The sequence below is a fragment of the Agromyces soli genome (genome assembly GCF_022811605.1).
In the GTDB taxonomy this organism is placed as follows: domain Bacteria; phylum Actinomycetota; class Actinomycetes; order Actinomycetales; family Microbacteriaceae; genus Agromyces; species Agromyces soli.
The window spans coordinates 1,952,470-1,967,286 of sequence record NZ_CP094533.1; the positions used below are offsets into that span (position 1 = coordinate 1,952,470).

The window sequence follows — 14,817 nt, forward strand, 5'->3', positions numbered from 1 at the left end:
GTACTGGAGACAACGAATCATGCCGAAGCCCACCAAGGGCCCCCGCCTCGGAGGCGGCCCCGCGCACGAGCGGCTGCTGCTCGCGAACCTCGCCGCCGCGCTGTTCACGCACAAGTCGATCACGACGACCGAGACCAAGGCCAAGCGCCTGCGTCCGCTCGCCGAGCGCCTGATCACCTTCGCGAAGCGCGGCGACCTGCACGCGCGCCGTCGCGTGCTCGCCGTCATCGGCGACAAGTCGGTCGTCCACGAGCTGTTCGCGGTCATCGCGCCGCAGGTCGCCGACCGTGAGGGCGGCTACACCCGCATCACGAAGATCGGCAACCGCAAGGGCGACAACGCGCCCATGGCGGTCATCGAGCTCGTGCTCGAGCCGGTCGTGAAGAAGCAGCGCACCGCGAAGCCCGCCGCCGAGGCCGCCCCGGCCGCCCCGGTCGAGGAGCCGGCCGAGGAGGCCGCCGCCGAGACCGAGGCTCCCGCCGAGGAGACCGCCGAGACCGAGGCTCCGGCCGAGGAGCAGGCGGAGACCGCCGAGGCCGAGGCCAAGTAACCTCAGCACCCCGTACGACGGGCCCCGATGCATCGCGCATCGGGGCCCGTCGTCGTCTGCGTCGTCATCTCCGGCGGCGCGCTCGGCGTCCGCCCGCCGGCGGGGCCGGGTGCCCGGTCGCCCTAAGCTGGACGGCATGGCGAGCACTCGGGATCGGACGGAGCTCGTGCGGCTGCGCCTCGGCATCGCCTACGACGGCGGCGGATTCGCCGGCTGGAGCACCCAGCCCGGCCTGCGCACGGTGCAGGGCGTCGTCGAGCAGGCGCTCGGCACGCTGTTCCGCCGCACCGGCACCGCACCCCGGCTGACCGTGGCCGGCCGCACCGACGCCGGCGTGCACGCGCTCGGGCAGGTCGCGCACCTCGACGTCGAGCCGGAAGCCCTCGCGGCGGTCACGAAGCCGCGCCGCGGCGACGCCGACTCCGCGGACGCCCCGGACCCGGCCGCCGTCCTGCTGCGCCGGCTCACCGGCATCCTGGGCGCGGCCGAGGCGGACGTCGTGGTGACCTCCGCGGCCATCGCGCCGGCGGGCTTCGACGCGCGCTTCTCCGCGGTGTGGCGCCGCTACGAGTACCGGATCGCCGACGGCCCGGCGCTGAAGGACCCGCTCGCGCGGAATCGCACGGTCTGGCTGCCGCGCACGCTCGACGCAGCGGCGATGGATGCCTCGGCGCGCTCGCTGGTGGGGCTGCACGACTTCGCCGCCTTCTGCAAGCCCCGGCCCGAGGCGACGACGATCCGCACGCTGCAGGCCTTCGGCTGGGCGCGCGACCCGGACGGCGTGCTCGTGGCGCGGCTGCAGGCCGACGCCTTCTGCCACTCGATGGTGCGCGCGCTCGTCGGCTCGAGTGCGGCCGTGGGGGAGGGGCGGCTCGACCCGGGGGACCCCGCCGCGCTGCTCGCCGCCGCGGAGCGCACGAGCGCGTTCAAGGTGATGCCGGCGAAGGGGCTCGTGCTCACCGAGGTCGGCTACCCGCCCGACGAGGAGCTCGCGGCGCGCGCCGAGCAGACCCGGGCACGCCGCGAATTGCGGGTCGACGGGGTCGTCGGCTAAACTCTCCCTTTGGTGCCACGGCGCCGACCTTCGGGTCGACCCCGGGTATCCGAAGTTGAGCCCTCCACCGGGGCGTTCACGCGCATCGCGCACGAACACCCCACCGGAGCGGGATTCACGAACCTCTCACTCGATACAGAAAGCAGCACTCCCGTGACGCGTACGTACACCCCGAAGCAGAGCGAGATCCAGCGCGACTGGCTCGTCATCGACGCCGCCGACATCGTGCTCGGCCGCCTCGCCAGCCACTCCGCCGCCCTGCTCCGCGGCAAGCACAAGGCGATCTTCGCCAACCACGTCGACACCGGCGACTTCGTCATCATCATCAACGCCGAGAAGGTGGCCCTCACCGGCCAGAAGCTCGAGCAGAAGAAGGCCTACCGCCACTCGGGCTACCCGGGCGGCCTCAAGGCCGTCGGGTACGCCGAACTCCTCGAGAAGAACCCCGTCCGCGCCGTCGAGAAGGCGATCCGCGGCATGCTCCCGAAGAACTCGCTCGGTCGGGCCCAGCTCAAGAAGCTGAAGGTCTACGCCGGCCCGGAGCACCCGCACGCGGCTCAGCAGCCGAAGCCGTACACCCTCACCCAGGTCGCGCAGTAAGCGCCCCCTCGACTTCTCGAAAAGGACTCATTACCACCATGGCGAAGATCGCAGACCAGATCGACCAGGCTCCCGAGAGCTACACGACCGAGAGTGCCGCGGCTGAGGCCCCCGCCGCCGCTCGCCCCGTGCTGAACGTCTCGGGCGCGGCCGTCGGCCGTCGCAAGCAGGCCATCGCGCGCGTGCGCGTCGTCCCGGGTGCCGGCGGCATCAAGGTGAACGGCCGCGAGTTCGCGGACTACTTCCCGAACAAGCTCCACCAGCAGCTCATCACCGACCCCTTCACCGTGCTCGAGCTCAACGGCTCGTACGACGTGATCGCCCGCATCACCGGCGGCGGCCCCTCGGGCCAGGCCGGCGCGCTGCGTCTCGCGATCGCTCGCGCGCTCAACGAGATCGACCGCGAGAACAACCGCCCGACCCTGAAGAAGGCCGGCTTCCTCACGCGCGACGCCCGCGTCATCGAGCGCAAGAAGGCCGGTCTCAAGAAGGCGCGCAAGGCTCCGCAGTTCTCGAAGCGTTAATCGCTTCGCCGGACTTTCCGCATGCCTCGGCTATTCGGAACCGACGGGGTCCGGGGCCTGGCCAACCGTGAACTCACGGCTGACCTGGCCCTGGGCCTCGCTCAGGCGGCTGCTGCCGTCCTCACCCAGGGACGCCACGCGGAGGAGAACCGCGCGGCCGGGCGACGTCCCGTCGCCGTCGTCGCGCGGGACCCTCGCGTCTCGGGTGAGTTCCTCACCGCCGCCGTCGCGGCCGGCCTCGCCTCGAGCGGGGTCGACGTCCTCGACGCCGGCGTGATCCCGACCCCGGCGACCGCGTTCCTCATCGACTCGATCGACGCCGACTTCGGCGTGATGATCTCGGCGTCGCACAACCCGGCGCCCGACAACGGCATCAAGTTCTTCTCGTTCGGCGGCACGAAGCTCCCCGACGAGGTCGAGGACCGCATCGAGAGCTATCTCGGCAAGCAGAAGCTCGCCCCCGTCGGCGACGGCGTCGGCCGCATCCGCCGCTTCGCCGACGCCGAGGACCGCTACGTCGTGCACCTGCTCGGCACGCTGCCGCACCGTCTCGACGGGCTCAAGGTCGTGCTCGACTGCGCCCACGGCGCCGCTGCCGGCGTCTCCCCGGAGACGTTCCGCGACGCGGGCGCCGAGGTGATCGTGATCGGCGCCGACCCCGACGGCATCAACATCAACGACGGCGTCGGCTCGACGCACCTCGGGCCGCTGCAGGCCGCCGTCGTCGAGCACGGAGCCGATCTCGGCATCGCGCACGACGGCGACGCCGACCGCTGCCTCGCCGTCGACGCCGAGGGCAACGTCATCGACGGCGACCGCATCATGGCGATCCTCGCGGTGTCGATGAAGGAGCGCGGCAAGCTCGTCGACGACACCCTCGTCGTGACCGTGATGTCGAACCTCGGCCTGAAGCGCGCGATGGCCGAGCACGGCATCCGCATCGTCGAGACGAAGGTCGGCGACCGCTACGTCCTCGAGGAGCTCACGGCCGGCGGCTACGCCCTCGGCGGCGAGCAGTCGGGGCACGTGATCATGAGCGAGTTCGCCACGACCGGCGACGGCGTGCTCACCGGCCTGCACCTCGCGGCCGAGCTCGCGCGCACGGGCAAGTCCCTCGCGGAGCTCGCCTCCGTGATGCGCGTGTACCCGCAGGTGCTCGTGAACGTCCGCGACGTCGACCACCACGCCCTGCACGACAGCGCGGGCATCGCCGCGGCGGTCGCCGCCGCTGAGGCCGAGCTCGGCGACTCCGGTCGCGTGCTGCTGCGGCCGAGCGGCACCGAGCCCATGGTGCGCGTCATGGTCGAGGCGGCCGAGCAGGCCGAGGCCGATCGGCACGCGGCCACGCTCGCCGAGGTCGTGAGCGTCGAGCTCGCCCGCTGATCCGCGCCGCGCGGGTGCCGACGAGGCATCCGTCGCCGCCATCGCGAATCGCCCGTTCCCCGAGGGGAGCGGGCGATTCGCCGTTTCGGAGCCGCCGCCGTTCCGGCGCGGGAGCGGCGTTCAGAGCTTGCGCAGCAGGACGCTCGACACGGTGTGGTCGGCGCTCTTGCGCAGCACGAGCGAGGCCCGCGAACGCGTCGGGCGCACGTTCTGCAGGAGGTTCGGCTCGTTGATCGCGTGCCAGATCTCCCGAGCGCGCTGACGCGCCTCCTCCTCGGAGAGGGCGGCGTAGCGGTGGAAGTACGAGCGCGGGTTCGCGAAGGCGCCGCGCTGCAGCTTGAGGAAGCGCTCCTCGTACCAGCGCGCGATGTCGCTCGTGCGCGCGTCGACGTAGATCGTGAAGTCGAAGAGATCGCTCACGGCGAGGCGATGGCCGGGCCCCGGCGGCTGCAGCACGTTCAAGCCCTCGACGATGAGCACGTCGGGCCGGCGCACGGTGATCTGCGCGTCCGGCACGATGTCGTAGGCGAGGTGCGAGTAGAACGGGGCGCGCACCTCGGCGGCGCCGGCCTTCACCTCGCTCACGAAGCGCAGCAGGGCGCGCCGGTCGTACGACTCCGGGAAGCCCTTGCGGGCCATCAGCCCGCGGCGCTCGAGCTCGGCGTTCGGGAAGAGGAAGCCGTCCGTCGTCACGAGCTCGACCCGGGGCGTGTGCTCCCAGCGTGCGAGGAGCTCCCGCAGCAGTCGCGCGATCGTCGACTTGCCGACCGCCACCGATCCGGCGACGCCGATGACGAACGGGGTGGGCGCGAAGCGCTCCCGCAGGAACTCGCTGGTGACCTTGTGCAGCGCCTTCGTGCCGCCGACGTAGAGGTTCAGCAGCCGCGACAGCGGCAGGTACACCTCGGCGACCTCGCGGGGGTCGAGGGGCTCGCCGAGCCCGCGCAGCTGCACGAGCTCGGTCTCCTGGAGCGGCGAGGGCATCGACGGCGCCAGCGCAGCCCAGTCGGAGCGGTCGAGCTCGATGAACGGCGACAGCTGCTGGGCGTTCGACGCGGCGTGATGCTGGTCCGGCACCCGCACAGTCTAGTGAGGGCCGCGGGCAGGGCCCGACCGTGCGGCGCTCGTCCAGGATCTCGCCGCTAGGATCGTGCGCATGTGTGGAATCGTCGGATACGTGGGCGCCCGTTCGAGCGTCGACGTCCTCATGGGTGGCCTGCGCCGCCTGGAATACCGTGGCTACGACTCGGCCGGGGTGGCCATCATCGGCGCCGAGGGCGAGCTCGCCACGGCGAAGCGCGCCGGCAAGCTGAAGGTCCTCGCCGATGCGCTCGAGCAGCAGCCCCTCGAAGCGGGCGGCACCGGCATCGGGCACACCCGCTGGGCGACGCACGGCGGCCCGACCGACGCGAACGCCCACCCGCACCTCGCCGACGAGGGCCGGCTCGCGCTCATCCACAACGGCATCATCGAGAACTTCTCCGAACTGAAGCAGGAACTGCTCGACGAGGGCTTCGCCTTCGCCTCCGAGACCGACACCGAGGTCGCGGCCGTGCTGCTCGGCCGCGAGGTTCGCCGCACCGGCGACCTGCGCGCCGCCTTCCGCGCGACCGTGCAGCGCCTCGAGGGCGCGTTCACGCTCCTCGCCGTGCACCGCGACGAGCCGGGGCTCGTCGTCGGTGCGCGCCGCAACTCGCCCCTCGTGCTCGGCCTCGGCGAGGGCGAGAACTTCCTCGGCTCGGACGTCGCCGCCTTCGTGGAGTTCACGAAGCGCGCCGTCGCGATCGGCCAGGACCAGATCGTCGAGCTCACCGCCGACGAGGTGCGCGTCACCGACTTCGAGGGCGCACCGGTCGAGGTCGAGTCCTTCGAGGTCGCCTGGGACGCCTCCGCCGCGGAGAAGGGCGGCTGGTCCTCGTTCATGCGCAAGGAGGTGGCCGAGCAGCCCGACGCCGTCGCGAACACCGTGCGCGGCCGCATCGCCGACGAGCAGGTCGTCATCCCCGAGCTCGAGGCGCTCGGCGACGAGGAGCTGCGGGCCGTCCGCCGCATCACGATCGTCGCCTGCGGCACCGCCTCCTACGCGGGCCTCGTCGCGAAGTACGCGATCGAGCAGTGGGCGCGAGTGCCCGTCGAGGTCGAGCTGAGCCACGAGTTCCGCTACCGCGAGCCGGTCATCGAGCAGGACACCCTCGTCCTCTCCATCAGCCAGTCCGGCGAGACGATGGACACGCTGATGGCCGTGAAGTACGCCCGCGAGATGGGCGCGAAGACGGTCTCGGTCTGCAACACGCAGGGCGCCACCATCCCGCGCGAGTCGGACGCGGTCGTCTACACGCACGCCGGTCCCGAGGTGGCCGTGGCGTCGACGAAGGCGTTCGTCGCGCAGATCACCGCGCTGTACCTCTTCGGCCTGCACCTCGCGCGCGTGCGCGGCACCCTGACCGCCGGCGAGCTCGCCGTGCAGCTGCACGAGCTGCAGGCGGTGCCCGAGAAGCTCGCCTCGGTGCTCGAGGAGTCCGAGAAGGTCGCGCAGCTCGCGCACTGGATGGCCGACACCCGCTCGGTGCTCTTCCTCGGCCGCCACGTCGGCTACCCGATCGCCCTCGAGGGTGCGTTGAAGCTCAAGGAGCTCGCGTACATCCACGCCGAGGGCTTCGCCGCCGGCGAGCTGAAGCACGGGCCGATCGCCCTGATCGAGCCCGGTCAGCCGGTGTTCGTCGTCGTGCCGAGCCCGCGTCACCCGAACAGCCTGCACCCGAAGGTCGTCTCGAACATCCAGGAGATCCGCGCTCGCGGCGCCCGCGTCATTGCGATCGCCGAGGCCGGCGACGCGGCCGTGCTGCCCTTCGCCGACGAGGTCATCCGCATCCCGCTCGCCGCGCCGCTCTTCGAGCCGCTGCTCGCGGTGGTGCCGCTGCAGGTGTTCGCGATGGAGCTCGCGCAGGCCAAGGGCCTCGACGTCGACCAGCCGCGGAACCTCGCGAAGTCCGTGACGGTGGAGTGACCGGGAGCGCATGAACGACGGGGGCTGTGTGAGCGACGGAGCACGCGGATGATCGCGGGCATCGGCATCGACGTGGTCGATCTCGACCGCTTCGAGCGGTCGATCCGTCGCACCCCCGCCCTCGTCGAGCGTCTGTTCGCCGAGAGCGAACGCGGCCGCTCGCCGCGCTCGCTCGCGGCGCGATTCGCGGCGAAGGAGGCGCTCATCAAGGCCCTCGGTGGGCACGCGGTGCTGCGCTGGCAGGAGATGCGGGTCGTGCAGGATGCCGACGGCAACCCGGGCTTCGAGGTCACCGGCGGGCTCGCCGCGCACCTCGAGGCCCTGGGCATCGACGCGCTGCACCTCTCGATGAGCCACGACGCCGGCATCGCGAGCGCCTTCGTGGTGCTCGAACGGAGCGGGGGAGCGGGCGGATGACGGAGCGACCCTTCCGCGAGGCGCTGATCGATCTCGACGCCGTGACCGCGAACGTGCGCACCCTGGCCGAGCGGCTCGGCACGCCGGCGATGGCCGTCGTGAAGGCCGACGCCTACGGCCACGGCGCGGTGCCCGTCGCCCGCGCGGCGCTCGCCGGCGGGGCCGCCTGGCTCGGCACCGCCGACCTCGGCGAGGCCTTCGAGCTTCGCGCCGCCGGCATCGACGCGCCGATCCTCGCCTGGCTGCACGATCCCGGCGCCGACTTCGGCCCGGCGATCGCGGCCGGCATCGACCTCGGGCTGTCCGCCGAGGCGCAGCTGCACCGCGCCGCGGACGCCGCGCGCGCAGCCGGCCGCCCCGCGTCGGTGCACCTGAAGATCGACACGGGCCTCAGCCGCAACGGCGTCCAGCCCGACGAGTGGGCGGGCGCGGTCGCCGCGGCCGCGGAACTCGAACGGGCGGGCCTCGTCCGCATCCGCGGCGTCTTCAGCCACCTCGCGAACACCTCGGCCGAGGCCGACGCCGCCCAGCTCGCCGCCTTCGAGCGCGCGCTCGCCGTGGCCGGGGCGGCGGGCCTCCGGCCCGAGCTCCGGCACATCGCCTCGACCGCCGGGGCGCTCACCCGTCCCGAGGCCCGCTACGACCTCGTCCGGCTCGGCATCGCCTGCTACGGCATCCCGCCCTTCGCCGATGGGACGACCTCGGCCGAGCTCGGCCTCGTGCCGGTGATGACCCTCCGCGGCCGCGTCGCCGCGGTGCGGCGCATCGCCGCGGGCGACGGGGTCTCCTACGGGCACACCTGGCGCGCCGAGCGCCCCACGACGCTCGCGCTCGTCCCGCTCGGCTACGCCGACGGCATCCCGCGGCAGGCCTCCGGCCGCGGCGAGGTGCTGCTCGCGGGCGCCCGGCGCCCCGTCGTGGGCCGGATCGCGATGGACCAGTTCCTCGTCGACGTCGGCGACGACGCCGTCGAGGTCGGCGACGAGGTCGTGCTCTTCGGCGACCCGGCGACCGGCGCCCCCTCGGCCGACGACTGGGGCGTCGCCGCCGACACCATCGGCTACGAGATCGTCACCCGGATCGGCCCGCGCGTTCCGCGCGGGTACCTCGGCGGCGCGTGATGCGGCTCGAGATCGCCGACACCGAGCAGATGGAGGCGTTCGGCCGCCGGCTCGGCGCCGTGTTGCGCGCGGGCGACCTCGTGCTGCTCACCGGCCCGCTCGGAGCCGGCAAGACGACGCTCACCCGCGGCATCGGCGAGGGCCTCGGCATCCGCGGCCCCGTGCAGAGCCCGACCTTCGTGCTCGCCCGCACCCACCCGAGCCTCGTCGGCGGCGCGCCGCTCGTGCACGTCGACGCGTACCGGCTGAGCGATGCGCTCGAACTCGACGACCTCGACCTCGACTTCGACGGCTCCGTCGTCGTGGCGGAGTGGGCCGCCGGCCTCGTCGACGAGTCGCACCCGGCCTGGCTCGAGGTCGTCATCGAGCGGCGCACCGGCGCCGACGGCGCACCGCCGGCCGAGCTCGACCTCGAGGCCGACGAGCCCCGCACCCTCACCCTCCGCGGCCCCCTCCTTCACAGAATTCAGGAACATCCGGCCGATACGTGGGACGAGCCCGCGCGTCCCGCCCCGAATCGCGGGGATGCCGGTCGAACTGCTCCTGAGTTCTGAAAGGCGGGGCCGGGAGGGGCGGCCCGCGCGGGCGAATAGGCTGGAGGCATGCTCCTCGCCATCGACACCTCGGCCGGCACGAGCGTCGCCGTGGTCGATCGCGACGGCGGCGTGCTCGACCAGCGCGGCACCGCCGACGCGATGCGGCACGCCGAGGTCATCGGCGAGCTCATCGCCGAGACGCTCGCGGCCGCGGGCGTCGCCCCCGCGCAGCTCTCCGGCGTCGCGGTCGGCATGGGCCCCGGGCCGTACACGGGCCTCCGGGTCGGCATCGCCGCCGCACGCGCCTTCGCGATCGGCATCGGCCGCCCGCTCGTGCCCGTGCCGAGCCACGACGCCGTCGCCTGGGCGCAGCTGACGACGGGCGGACCCGCCGCCGTCCAGGTCGTGACCGACGCGCGCCGCCGCGAGCTCGCCGTCTCCGAGTACCTCGGGCTCGACGGCGACGGCCTGCCGGTGCGCACCGCCGGCCCCGTGCTCGTGCCGCGCGACGAGGTGCCCGCCTTCGACGGCGTGCGGATCGATGCCGCCGAGGTGCCGGCCGGCGGCATCGGCATGCTCGCCGAGCTGGCCTTCGCGGCCCGGCGGCTGCCCCTCGCCGACGACACGGCGATCTACCTGCGCGAGCCCGACGTGACGCCGTCCGCCGGCAAGCGGGTGACCCGGTGAGCGTGCTGCTCCGCCGCGCCCGCCCGGGCGACCTCGGCGCGATCATGCGGCTCGAGCGCGACACGTTCACCGACGACGCCTGGCCCGAGGACGCGATGCGCCGCGAGCTCGCGAGCGATCACGGCTTCTACCTGGTCGCGGTCGACGGCGAGGCCGAGGCCGAGGCGGATGCCGTGCCCGACGCCGTGTTCGGCTATGCCGGACTGCTCGCACCGCGGGGGAGCGGGCAGGGCGACATCCAGACCATCGCCGTCGAGCCCGGCCACCGGGGCACGGGCCTCGGCCGGGTGCTCATGCAGGCGCTCATCGCCGAGGCGCGTCGCCGCGACGCGGTGCACGTCTTCCTCGAGGTCCGCGCCGACAACCCCGTGGCCCGCGGCCTCTACGCCTCGCTCGGCTTCACGGAGCTCGGCGTACGGCCCCGCTACTACCGGAACGGCGTCGACGCGGTGCTGATGCGCCTCGAGGTGCCCCAGCCCGTCACCCGTCCGGCCGACGCCCGCCCGGCCGAGGACGCCCGCCCGACCGACCCGATCGAGGAGACCCCGTCGTGAACCGCAGCGCCCCGCTCGTGCTCGGCATCGAGACGAGCTGCGACGAGACCGGCGTCGGCATCGTCCGCGGCACCGAGCTGCTCGCGAATACGATCGCCTCCTCCATGGACGAGCACGCCAGGTACGGCGGCGTCGTGCCCGAGGTCGCCGCGAGGGCGCACCTCGAAGCTCTCGAGCCGACGATCCGGCAGGCGCTCGCCGAGGCATCCGTCTCCCTCGACGAGCTCGACGCGGTCGCGGTCACGAGCGGACCGGGGCTCGCCGGCGCGCTCATGGTCGGCGTGGGCGCCGCGAAGGCGCTCGCCGTCTCGCTCGGCGTGCCGATCTACGCGGTGAACCACCTCGTCGGGCACGTCGGCGCCGATCTGCTCGACACGGCGGCCCCGCTCGAGACGCCCACGATCGCCCTGCTCGTCTCCGGCGGGCACACCTCGCTGCTGCTCGTGCGCGACCTCGTCTCGGACGTGGAGCTGCTCGGCGAGACCATCGACGACGCGGCCGGCGAGGCCTTCGACAAGGTGGCCCGGCTGCTCGGCCTGCCCTACCCGGGCGGCCCGGAGATCGATCGCGCCGCCGTCGGCGGCGACCCCGCCACCATCCGCTTCCCCCGTGGCCTGACGAAGCCGAAGGACCTCGAGCGGCACCGCTACGACTTCAGCTTCTCGGGCCTGAAGACCGCGGTCGCCCGCTGGGTCGAGCAGCGCGAGGCCGCCGGCGAGCCCGTGCCGGTCGCCGATGTCGCGGCGAGCTTCCGCGAGGCCGTGGTCGACGTGCTGACCGCGAAGGCCGTCGACGCGTGCCGCGAGCTGGGCGTCCCGCGCCTGCTGCTCGGCGGCGGCGTCATCGCGAACGCCCGGCTGCGCGAGCTCGCCGCCGAACGCGCGGCGGCGGCCGGCATCGAGCTGCGCATCCCGCCGCTGTCGCTCTGCACCGACAACGGGGCGATGATCGCGGCGCTCGGCGCGCAGCTCATCATGGGCGGGCACGAGCCGTCGACGCTCGGCTTCGGCGCCGACTCGACGCTGCCGGTCACCGAGATCCAGGCCTGAGGCGGCCGTCCAGGCGGCCCTCCGGCCCTCGCGCGCGGCAGAGGCCCGCGCTAGGCTTGCGGGAGAGGCCGGATGCCTCGGGGGGAAACTGCGCCTGCAGGGGCGCGACCGGGCAGCCGCGCACGAGGAGGGCCAGCGATGAGCGATCCCAGGCAGAACTCCGACCCGGCGTTCACACCGGCGTCGGCCGACTTCGGCATGGCGACCTCGGCGACGCCGCCCGAGGACCCGATCGTCCCCAACTACGTCGACCAGGAGTCGCGCATCCAGGCGCCCGCCAAGACGAACACCCTCGCGGTCGTCTCGCTGGTCGCCTCGCTCGCGGGCCTGCTCACCGGCTTCGGCTTCATCGTCGGCATCATCTGCGGCCACATCTCGCTCAGCCAGATCAAGCAGCGGGGCGAGGAGGGCCGCGGCGCGGCGCTCGCCGGTACCATCATCGGCTACGTCGGCATCGCGCTCTCGGTCATCGCGATCATCGTCGTCATCATCGTGGTGGCGGCCGCCGCCACGATGTCCAACGTCAGCGTCAGCGGCTGACCCGCCGCAGATCACGACCCCAGCCGTCCCGCGTTCCGCGCGCGACACGAGAGGTACGCACATGAGCGACCAGAACACTCCGCAGAATCCGGGCGAGCCCGAGCCGAGCGCCGCCGGCACCCCGGAGGTGCCCTCGGCTCCCGAGCCGCCGGCCTCGCCCGAGCCGCCGGCGACGCCGGCCGCTCCCGAGCCCCCGGCGGCTCCGACGCCGCCCTCCTACGGGGCGCCCGAGGCTCCGGCGTACGGCGCTCCGCAGCCGCCCGCCGCCGCTCCGGCCCCGCCGGCGTACGGCCAGCCGCAGCAGCCCTACGGCCAGCAGCAGCCCGCGTACGGTCAGCAGCAGCAGCCGTACGGGCAGCAGCAGCCCGCGTACGGTCAGCAGCAGCCGTACGGGCAGCAGCAGCCCGCGTACGGTCAGCAGCCTTACGGCCAGCAGCCCGGCTACGCCGCGTACGCGCCGGCTCCGGCGGCACCCACGCCCACGCTCAGCATCATCTCGATGATCGGCGGCATCCTCGGCCTGCTCGGCAGCCTGTTCTACGGCTTCGGCGCGCTCTTCTCGATCGCGGCCGTCGTGCTGGGCTTCCTCGGCCGCAAGAAGGAGCCGGCGGCCAAGGGCTTCTGGCTCACCGGCCTCATCACCGGGTTCGTGGGCATCGCGATCGGCCTGCTCTGGATCATCGGCATCGTGATCTTCTTCATCGTGCTCGCCGCGTCGACCAGCAGCTACTCGTACTGATCGGAAGCGCCCTGTCCGAATCGAACGATCGCTCGGGGGTCCCGTCGGACGACGGGGCCCCTGAGCGCTTCGACCCCACGCGGCCGCTCGCGCCCTACGAACCCGCCGAGCCGACCTTCCGCGGCGAGCCCGCCGTGCGTGAGGCCCTGGGCGGCGCGAGCGGGCGACGGCGCCGCCCCGACGTCGAAGGCGCGGCGGGCGCGCCGGCGGCGGAACCGCGCAGGCTCGACGAGCCGCCGACCGCGATCGAGCAGCGCGAGTACGAGGTGCCGGTCGACACCGGGCAGCTGCGCTCGCTCTCGACGGGGCAGCTCCTGCTCGTGCATCGGCCGCCCCTGCCCGAGCCGGTGGAGCACGTCGACGTCGCCGACGACGACGACGCGCAGCGCCGGGTCTACAGCTGGATCTCGGTGATCACCGGCACGATCGGCGGCATCGCCTCGCTCTTCGTGGGCTGGATGCTGCCGGTCTCGCTCGCCGCGATCGTCTTCGGGGTGCTCGGCCTCCGCCGCGAGGAGCACGGTCGCACGCTCGCCTTCGCGGGCATCGGCACCGGGCTCGGCGGGCTCGTGTTCTCGGCGGTCTGGATCGGCTACTACGCGATCGTCTTCGGCGCGCTCCCGCGCTGAGGCGCGACGGCCCGGCTCAGTCGGCGCGCTCGACGAGCAGCGCGACGTGCCGACCGGCTTCGCGCGTCAGGATGATCGTCGCCGAGGCCGCCCCGGAGAGCTTCAGCCGGGTGCGCAGCGCCGCCGGGTCCACGTCGACCCCGCGCTTCTTGATCTCGAGCGTGCCGACGCCGCGGCTCGCCAGCTCGCGGCGCAGCTGCCGCTCCTCGGCGGGCAGCCGCTCCAGCACCCGGAACGCGCGGGCGAACGGCGTCTCGACCAGGCGGTCGCCGCTCAGGTAGGCGATGCCGTCGGAGAGCATCCGCGCGTCGAGCGAGCGGGCGAGGTCGCCGATCAGCCGGGCCCGGATGACGCTGCCGTCCGGCTCGTAGACGAAGCCGCCGAGTTCGCCGACGGGCTCGTCGGCGCTGTCCGCCGCGGCGGTGAGCTCGTGCGCGGTGCCGCCCCGGATGACGAGGGCCGCACGGCCGACGCCCGGCCGGGCGAGCGCGCCGAGCCAGACGGCGAGCTCCACGACGTCGCCGTCGACCGAGACCCACTGCGCCTCGGCGCCCGCCGGGATCACCCCGCGGTCGGTGCCCGGCCCGAGCTTCACGCCCACGGGGAGCCGATCGGCGAGCCCGAAGGCGAAGTCGAGCGGCGGGGAGTAGTCCGAGGCATCCGCCAGCCGCCGCGTGCTGCCCCCCGAGGTGACGCGGCGCGCCGGGTCGAGCCACGCGCCGCCGATGCCGCCGAGGGCGACCTCCTCGGCCCGCGCGTGCAGCACGGTGGCCTGCGGGAACGGAGTCAGGTTGTACGCGGCGATCGCGGCGGTCACCTCGTCGGCGTCCGCCGCGGTGACCTCGAGCTCGATCGCGGCGAGAGCGAGGGCGTCGCCGCCGATGCCGCAGCCGAGGTCGGCGACGTGCGAGATGCCCGCGCGGGCGAAGCGGCCGGCGTGCAGCGCCGCCACGTTCAGCCGCGTGGCCTGTTCGAGGCCGGGCTCGGTGAAGAGCATGCGAGAGGCGAACTCGCCGAACTTCGCCCGTCCCTTCGCACGCAGCCGGGCCTGGCTCAGCACGGCCGCCACGAGAGCGGGGGCGTGGCCCTGCTTGCGGAGCGCCGCGACCGTCTTCACGACGTCGGCCTTCGCGTCCCACTCGCCGATCGAATCGAGGAGGCGGAGCCCCTCCGGCGACAGCAGTTCCACGAGTTCGGCGCGATCCACCCGGCCACGCTAGCACCCGCGGTTCCCACACCCCCGCCCCACCCCACCCGCGCCCCACACCCACCCGCGGAGCGAGCTGCACGACGATTCGGGCGGCGCGCCGGGCGGACGCGCTGGAGGCGGCGGATCGTCGTGCGACTCGCGCTCTCGGCCCGGCGCTGGCACTCACGTTGCACGAGTGCCAGATGCACCCTAGACTTTGGTTAGCACTCTCGTTCCG

Annotated in this window: 17 protein-coding genes; 15 read left to right on the top strand and 2 right to left on the bottom strand. The window is 73.6% G+C overall.

Annotated features, from left to right (window positions below; translation table 11 throughout):
• Positions 1–19 precede the first annotated feature (19 nt).
• The 5 genes from rplQ to glmM all read left to right on the top strand — a co-directional run bounded on the left by rplQ (position 20) and on the right by glmM (position 4,111).
• Complete coding sequence (rplQ, locus tag MTP13_RS09440; protein ID WP_243567481.1) at positions 20–550, top strand: 50S ribosomal protein L17; 531 nt, start codon at positions 20–22, stop codon at positions 548–550.
• Between the two features lie 136 nt (positions 551–686).
• On the top strand, positions 687–1,604 hold the full coding sequence (locus MTP13_RS09445) for a tRNA pseudouridine synthase A (protein WP_243567482.1): 918 nt from the start codon (positions 687–689) through the stop codon (positions 1,602–1,604).
• 153 nt (positions 1,605–1,757) lie between these two features.
• Positions 1,758–2,204: a 50S ribosomal protein L13 gene (rplM, locus tag MTP13_RS09450; protein WP_189083735.1), complete on the top strand. Its 447-nt coding sequence runs from the start codon at positions 1,758–1,760 to the stop codon at positions 2,202–2,204.
• Between the two features lie 38 nt (positions 2,205–2,242).
• On the top strand, positions 2,243–2,728 hold the full coding sequence (gene rpsI / locus MTP13_RS09455; protein ID WP_189083736.1) for a 30S ribosomal protein S9: 486 nt from the start codon (positions 2,243–2,245) through the stop codon (positions 2,726–2,728).
• A gap of 21 nt (positions 2,729–2,749) precedes the next feature.
• Positions 2,750–4,111, top strand: coding sequence for a phosphoglucosamine mutase (gene glmM / locus MTP13_RS09460; protein WP_243567483.1), 1,362 nt, complete (start codon positions 2,750–2,752; stop codon positions 4,109–4,111).
• A gap of 120 nt (positions 4,112–4,231) precedes the next feature.
• Here glmM and coaA read toward each other — a convergent pair whose 3' ends face one another.
• A complete protein-coding gene (gene coaA / locus MTP13_RS09465; protein ID WP_243567484.1) occupies positions 4,232–5,188 on the bottom strand; it encodes a type I pantothenate kinase in 957 nt (318 codons plus the stop codon).
• A gap of 79 nt (positions 5,189–5,267) precedes the next feature.
• Between coaA and glmS the strand changes: the two genes are divergently transcribed.
• From glmS to MTP13_RS09515, 10 genes are all read left to right on the top strand, one after another.
• Entirely contained in the window at positions 5,268–7,118 is a 1,851-nt protein-coding gene (gene glmS / locus MTP13_RS09470; RefSeq protein ID WP_243567485.1) for a glutamine--fructose-6-phosphate transaminase (isomerizing), read from the top strand.
• A gap of 48 nt (positions 7,119–7,166) precedes the next feature.
• Positions 7,167–7,535 carry a holo-ACP synthase gene (locus MTP13_RS09475; protein ID WP_243567486.1) on the top strand — a complete coding sequence of 123 codons (369 nt, stop codon included), beginning with the start codon at positions 7,167–7,169 and terminating at the stop codon, positions 7,533–7,535.
• The gene (gene alr, locus MTP13_RS09480) at positions 7,532–8,656 is read left to right on the top strand and encodes an alanine racemase (protein ID WP_243567487.1); all 1,125 of its coding nucleotides are present in this window, start codon (positions 7,532–7,534) and stop codon (positions 8,654–8,656) included. The genes MTP13_RS09475 and alr overlap by 4 nt, the downstream gene beginning before the upstream one ends.
• The gene (tsaE, locus tag MTP13_RS09485) at positions 8,656–9,210 is read left to right on the top strand and encodes a tRNA (adenosine(37)-N6)-threonylcarbamoyltransferase complex ATPase subunit type 1 TsaE (RefSeq protein WP_424221767.1); all 555 of its coding nucleotides are present in this window, start codon (positions 8,656–8,658) and stop codon (positions 9,208–9,210) included. Before alr ends, tsaE begins: the two co-directional genes overlap by 1 nt.
• 48 nt (positions 9,211–9,258) lie before the next feature.
• Positions 9,259–9,879 carry a tRNA (adenosine(37)-N6)-threonylcarbamoyltransferase complex dimerization subunit type 1 TsaB gene (tsaB, locus tag MTP13_RS09490; RefSeq protein WP_243567488.1) on the top strand — a complete coding sequence of 207 codons (621 nt, stop codon included), beginning with the start codon at positions 9,259–9,261 and terminating at the stop codon, positions 9,877–9,879.
• A complete protein-coding gene (gene rimI, locus MTP13_RS09495) occupies positions 9,876–10,433 on the top strand; it encodes a ribosomal protein S18-alanine N-acetyltransferase (RefSeq protein WP_243567489.1) in 558 nt (185 codons plus the stop codon). Before tsaB ends, rimI begins: the two co-directional genes overlap by 4 nt.
• A complete protein-coding gene (gene tsaD, locus MTP13_RS09500) occupies positions 10,430–11,482 on the top strand; it encodes a tRNA (adenosine(37)-N6)-threonylcarbamoyltransferase complex transferase subunit TsaD (protein ID WP_243567490.1) in 1,053 nt (350 codons plus the stop codon). The genes rimI and tsaD overlap by 4 nt, the downstream gene beginning before the upstream one ends.
• Before the next feature lie 138 nt (positions 11,483–11,620).
• On the top strand, positions 11,621–12,022 hold the full coding sequence (locus tag MTP13_RS09505; protein WP_243567491.1) for a DUF4190 domain-containing protein: 402 nt from the start codon (positions 11,621–11,623) through the stop codon (positions 12,020–12,022).
• A gap of 61 nt (positions 12,023–12,083) precedes the next feature.
• Entirely contained in the window at positions 12,084–12,761 is a 678-nt protein-coding gene (locus tag MTP13_RS09510) for a DUF4190 domain-containing protein (RefSeq protein WP_243567492.1), read from the top strand.
• Positions 12,762–12,895: 134 nt separating this feature from the next.
• Positions 12,896–13,390 carry a hypothetical protein gene (locus MTP13_RS09515; protein WP_243567493.1) on the top strand — a complete coding sequence of 165 codons (495 nt, stop codon included), beginning with the start codon at positions 12,896–12,898 and terminating at the stop codon, positions 13,388–13,390.
• 16 nt (positions 13,391–13,406) lie between these two features.
• Here MTP13_RS09515 and MTP13_RS09520 read toward each other — a convergent pair whose 3' ends face one another.
• On the bottom strand, positions 13,407–14,597 hold the full coding sequence (locus tag MTP13_RS09520; RefSeq protein ID WP_243567494.1) for a class I SAM-dependent methyltransferase: 1,191 nt from the start codon (positions 14,595–14,597) through the stop codon (positions 13,407–13,409).
• Between the last annotated feature and the right edge of the window lie 220 nt (positions 14,598–14,817).

What these genes read in the sequence shown, in the direction of transcription:
- glmS (WP_243567485.1), top strand. Translation starts at nt 5,268, where the DNA reads ATGTGTGGAATCGTCGGATACGTGGGCGCCCGTTCGAGCGTCGACGTC.
- alr (WP_243567487.1), top strand. Translation starts at nt 7,532, where the DNA reads ATGACGGAGCGACCCTTCCGCGAGGCGCTGATCGATCTCGACGCCGTG.
- glmM (WP_243567483.1), top strand. Translation starts at nt 2,750, where the DNA reads ATGCCTCGGCTATTCGGAACCGACGGGGTCCGGGGCCTGGCCAACCGT.
- MTP13_RS09475 (WP_243567486.1), top strand. Translation starts at nt 7,167, where the DNA reads ATGATCGCGGGCATCGGCATCGACGTGGTCGATCTCGACCGCTTCGAG.
- rplQ (WP_243567481.1), top strand. Translation starts at nt 20, where the DNA reads ATGCCGAAGCCCACCAAGGGCCCCCGCCTCGGAGGCGGCCCCGCGCAC.
- MTP13_RS09445 (WP_243567482.1), top strand. Translation starts at nt 687, where the DNA reads ATGGCGAGCACTCGGGATCGGACGGAGCTCGTGCGGCTGCGCCTCGGC.
- rpsI (WP_189083736.1), top strand. Translation starts at nt 2,243, where the DNA reads ATGGCGAAGATCGCAGACCAGATCGACCAGGCTCCCGAGAGCTACACG.
- MTP13_RS09505 (WP_243567491.1), top strand. Translation starts at nt 11,621, where the DNA reads ATGAGCGATCCCAGGCAGAACTCCGACCCGGCGTTCACACCGGCGTCG.
- tsaE (WP_424221767.1), top strand. Translation starts at nt 8,656, where the DNA reads ATGCGGCTCGAGATCGCCGACACCGAGCAGATGGAGGCGTTCGGCCGC.
- MTP13_RS09510 (WP_243567492.1), top strand. Translation starts at nt 12,084, where the DNA reads ATGAGCGACCAGAACACTCCGCAGAATCCGGGCGAGCCCGAGCCGAGC.
- tsaB (WP_243567488.1), top strand. Translation starts at nt 9,259, where the DNA reads ATGCTCCTCGCCATCGACACCTCGGCCGGCACGAGCGTCGCCGTGGTC.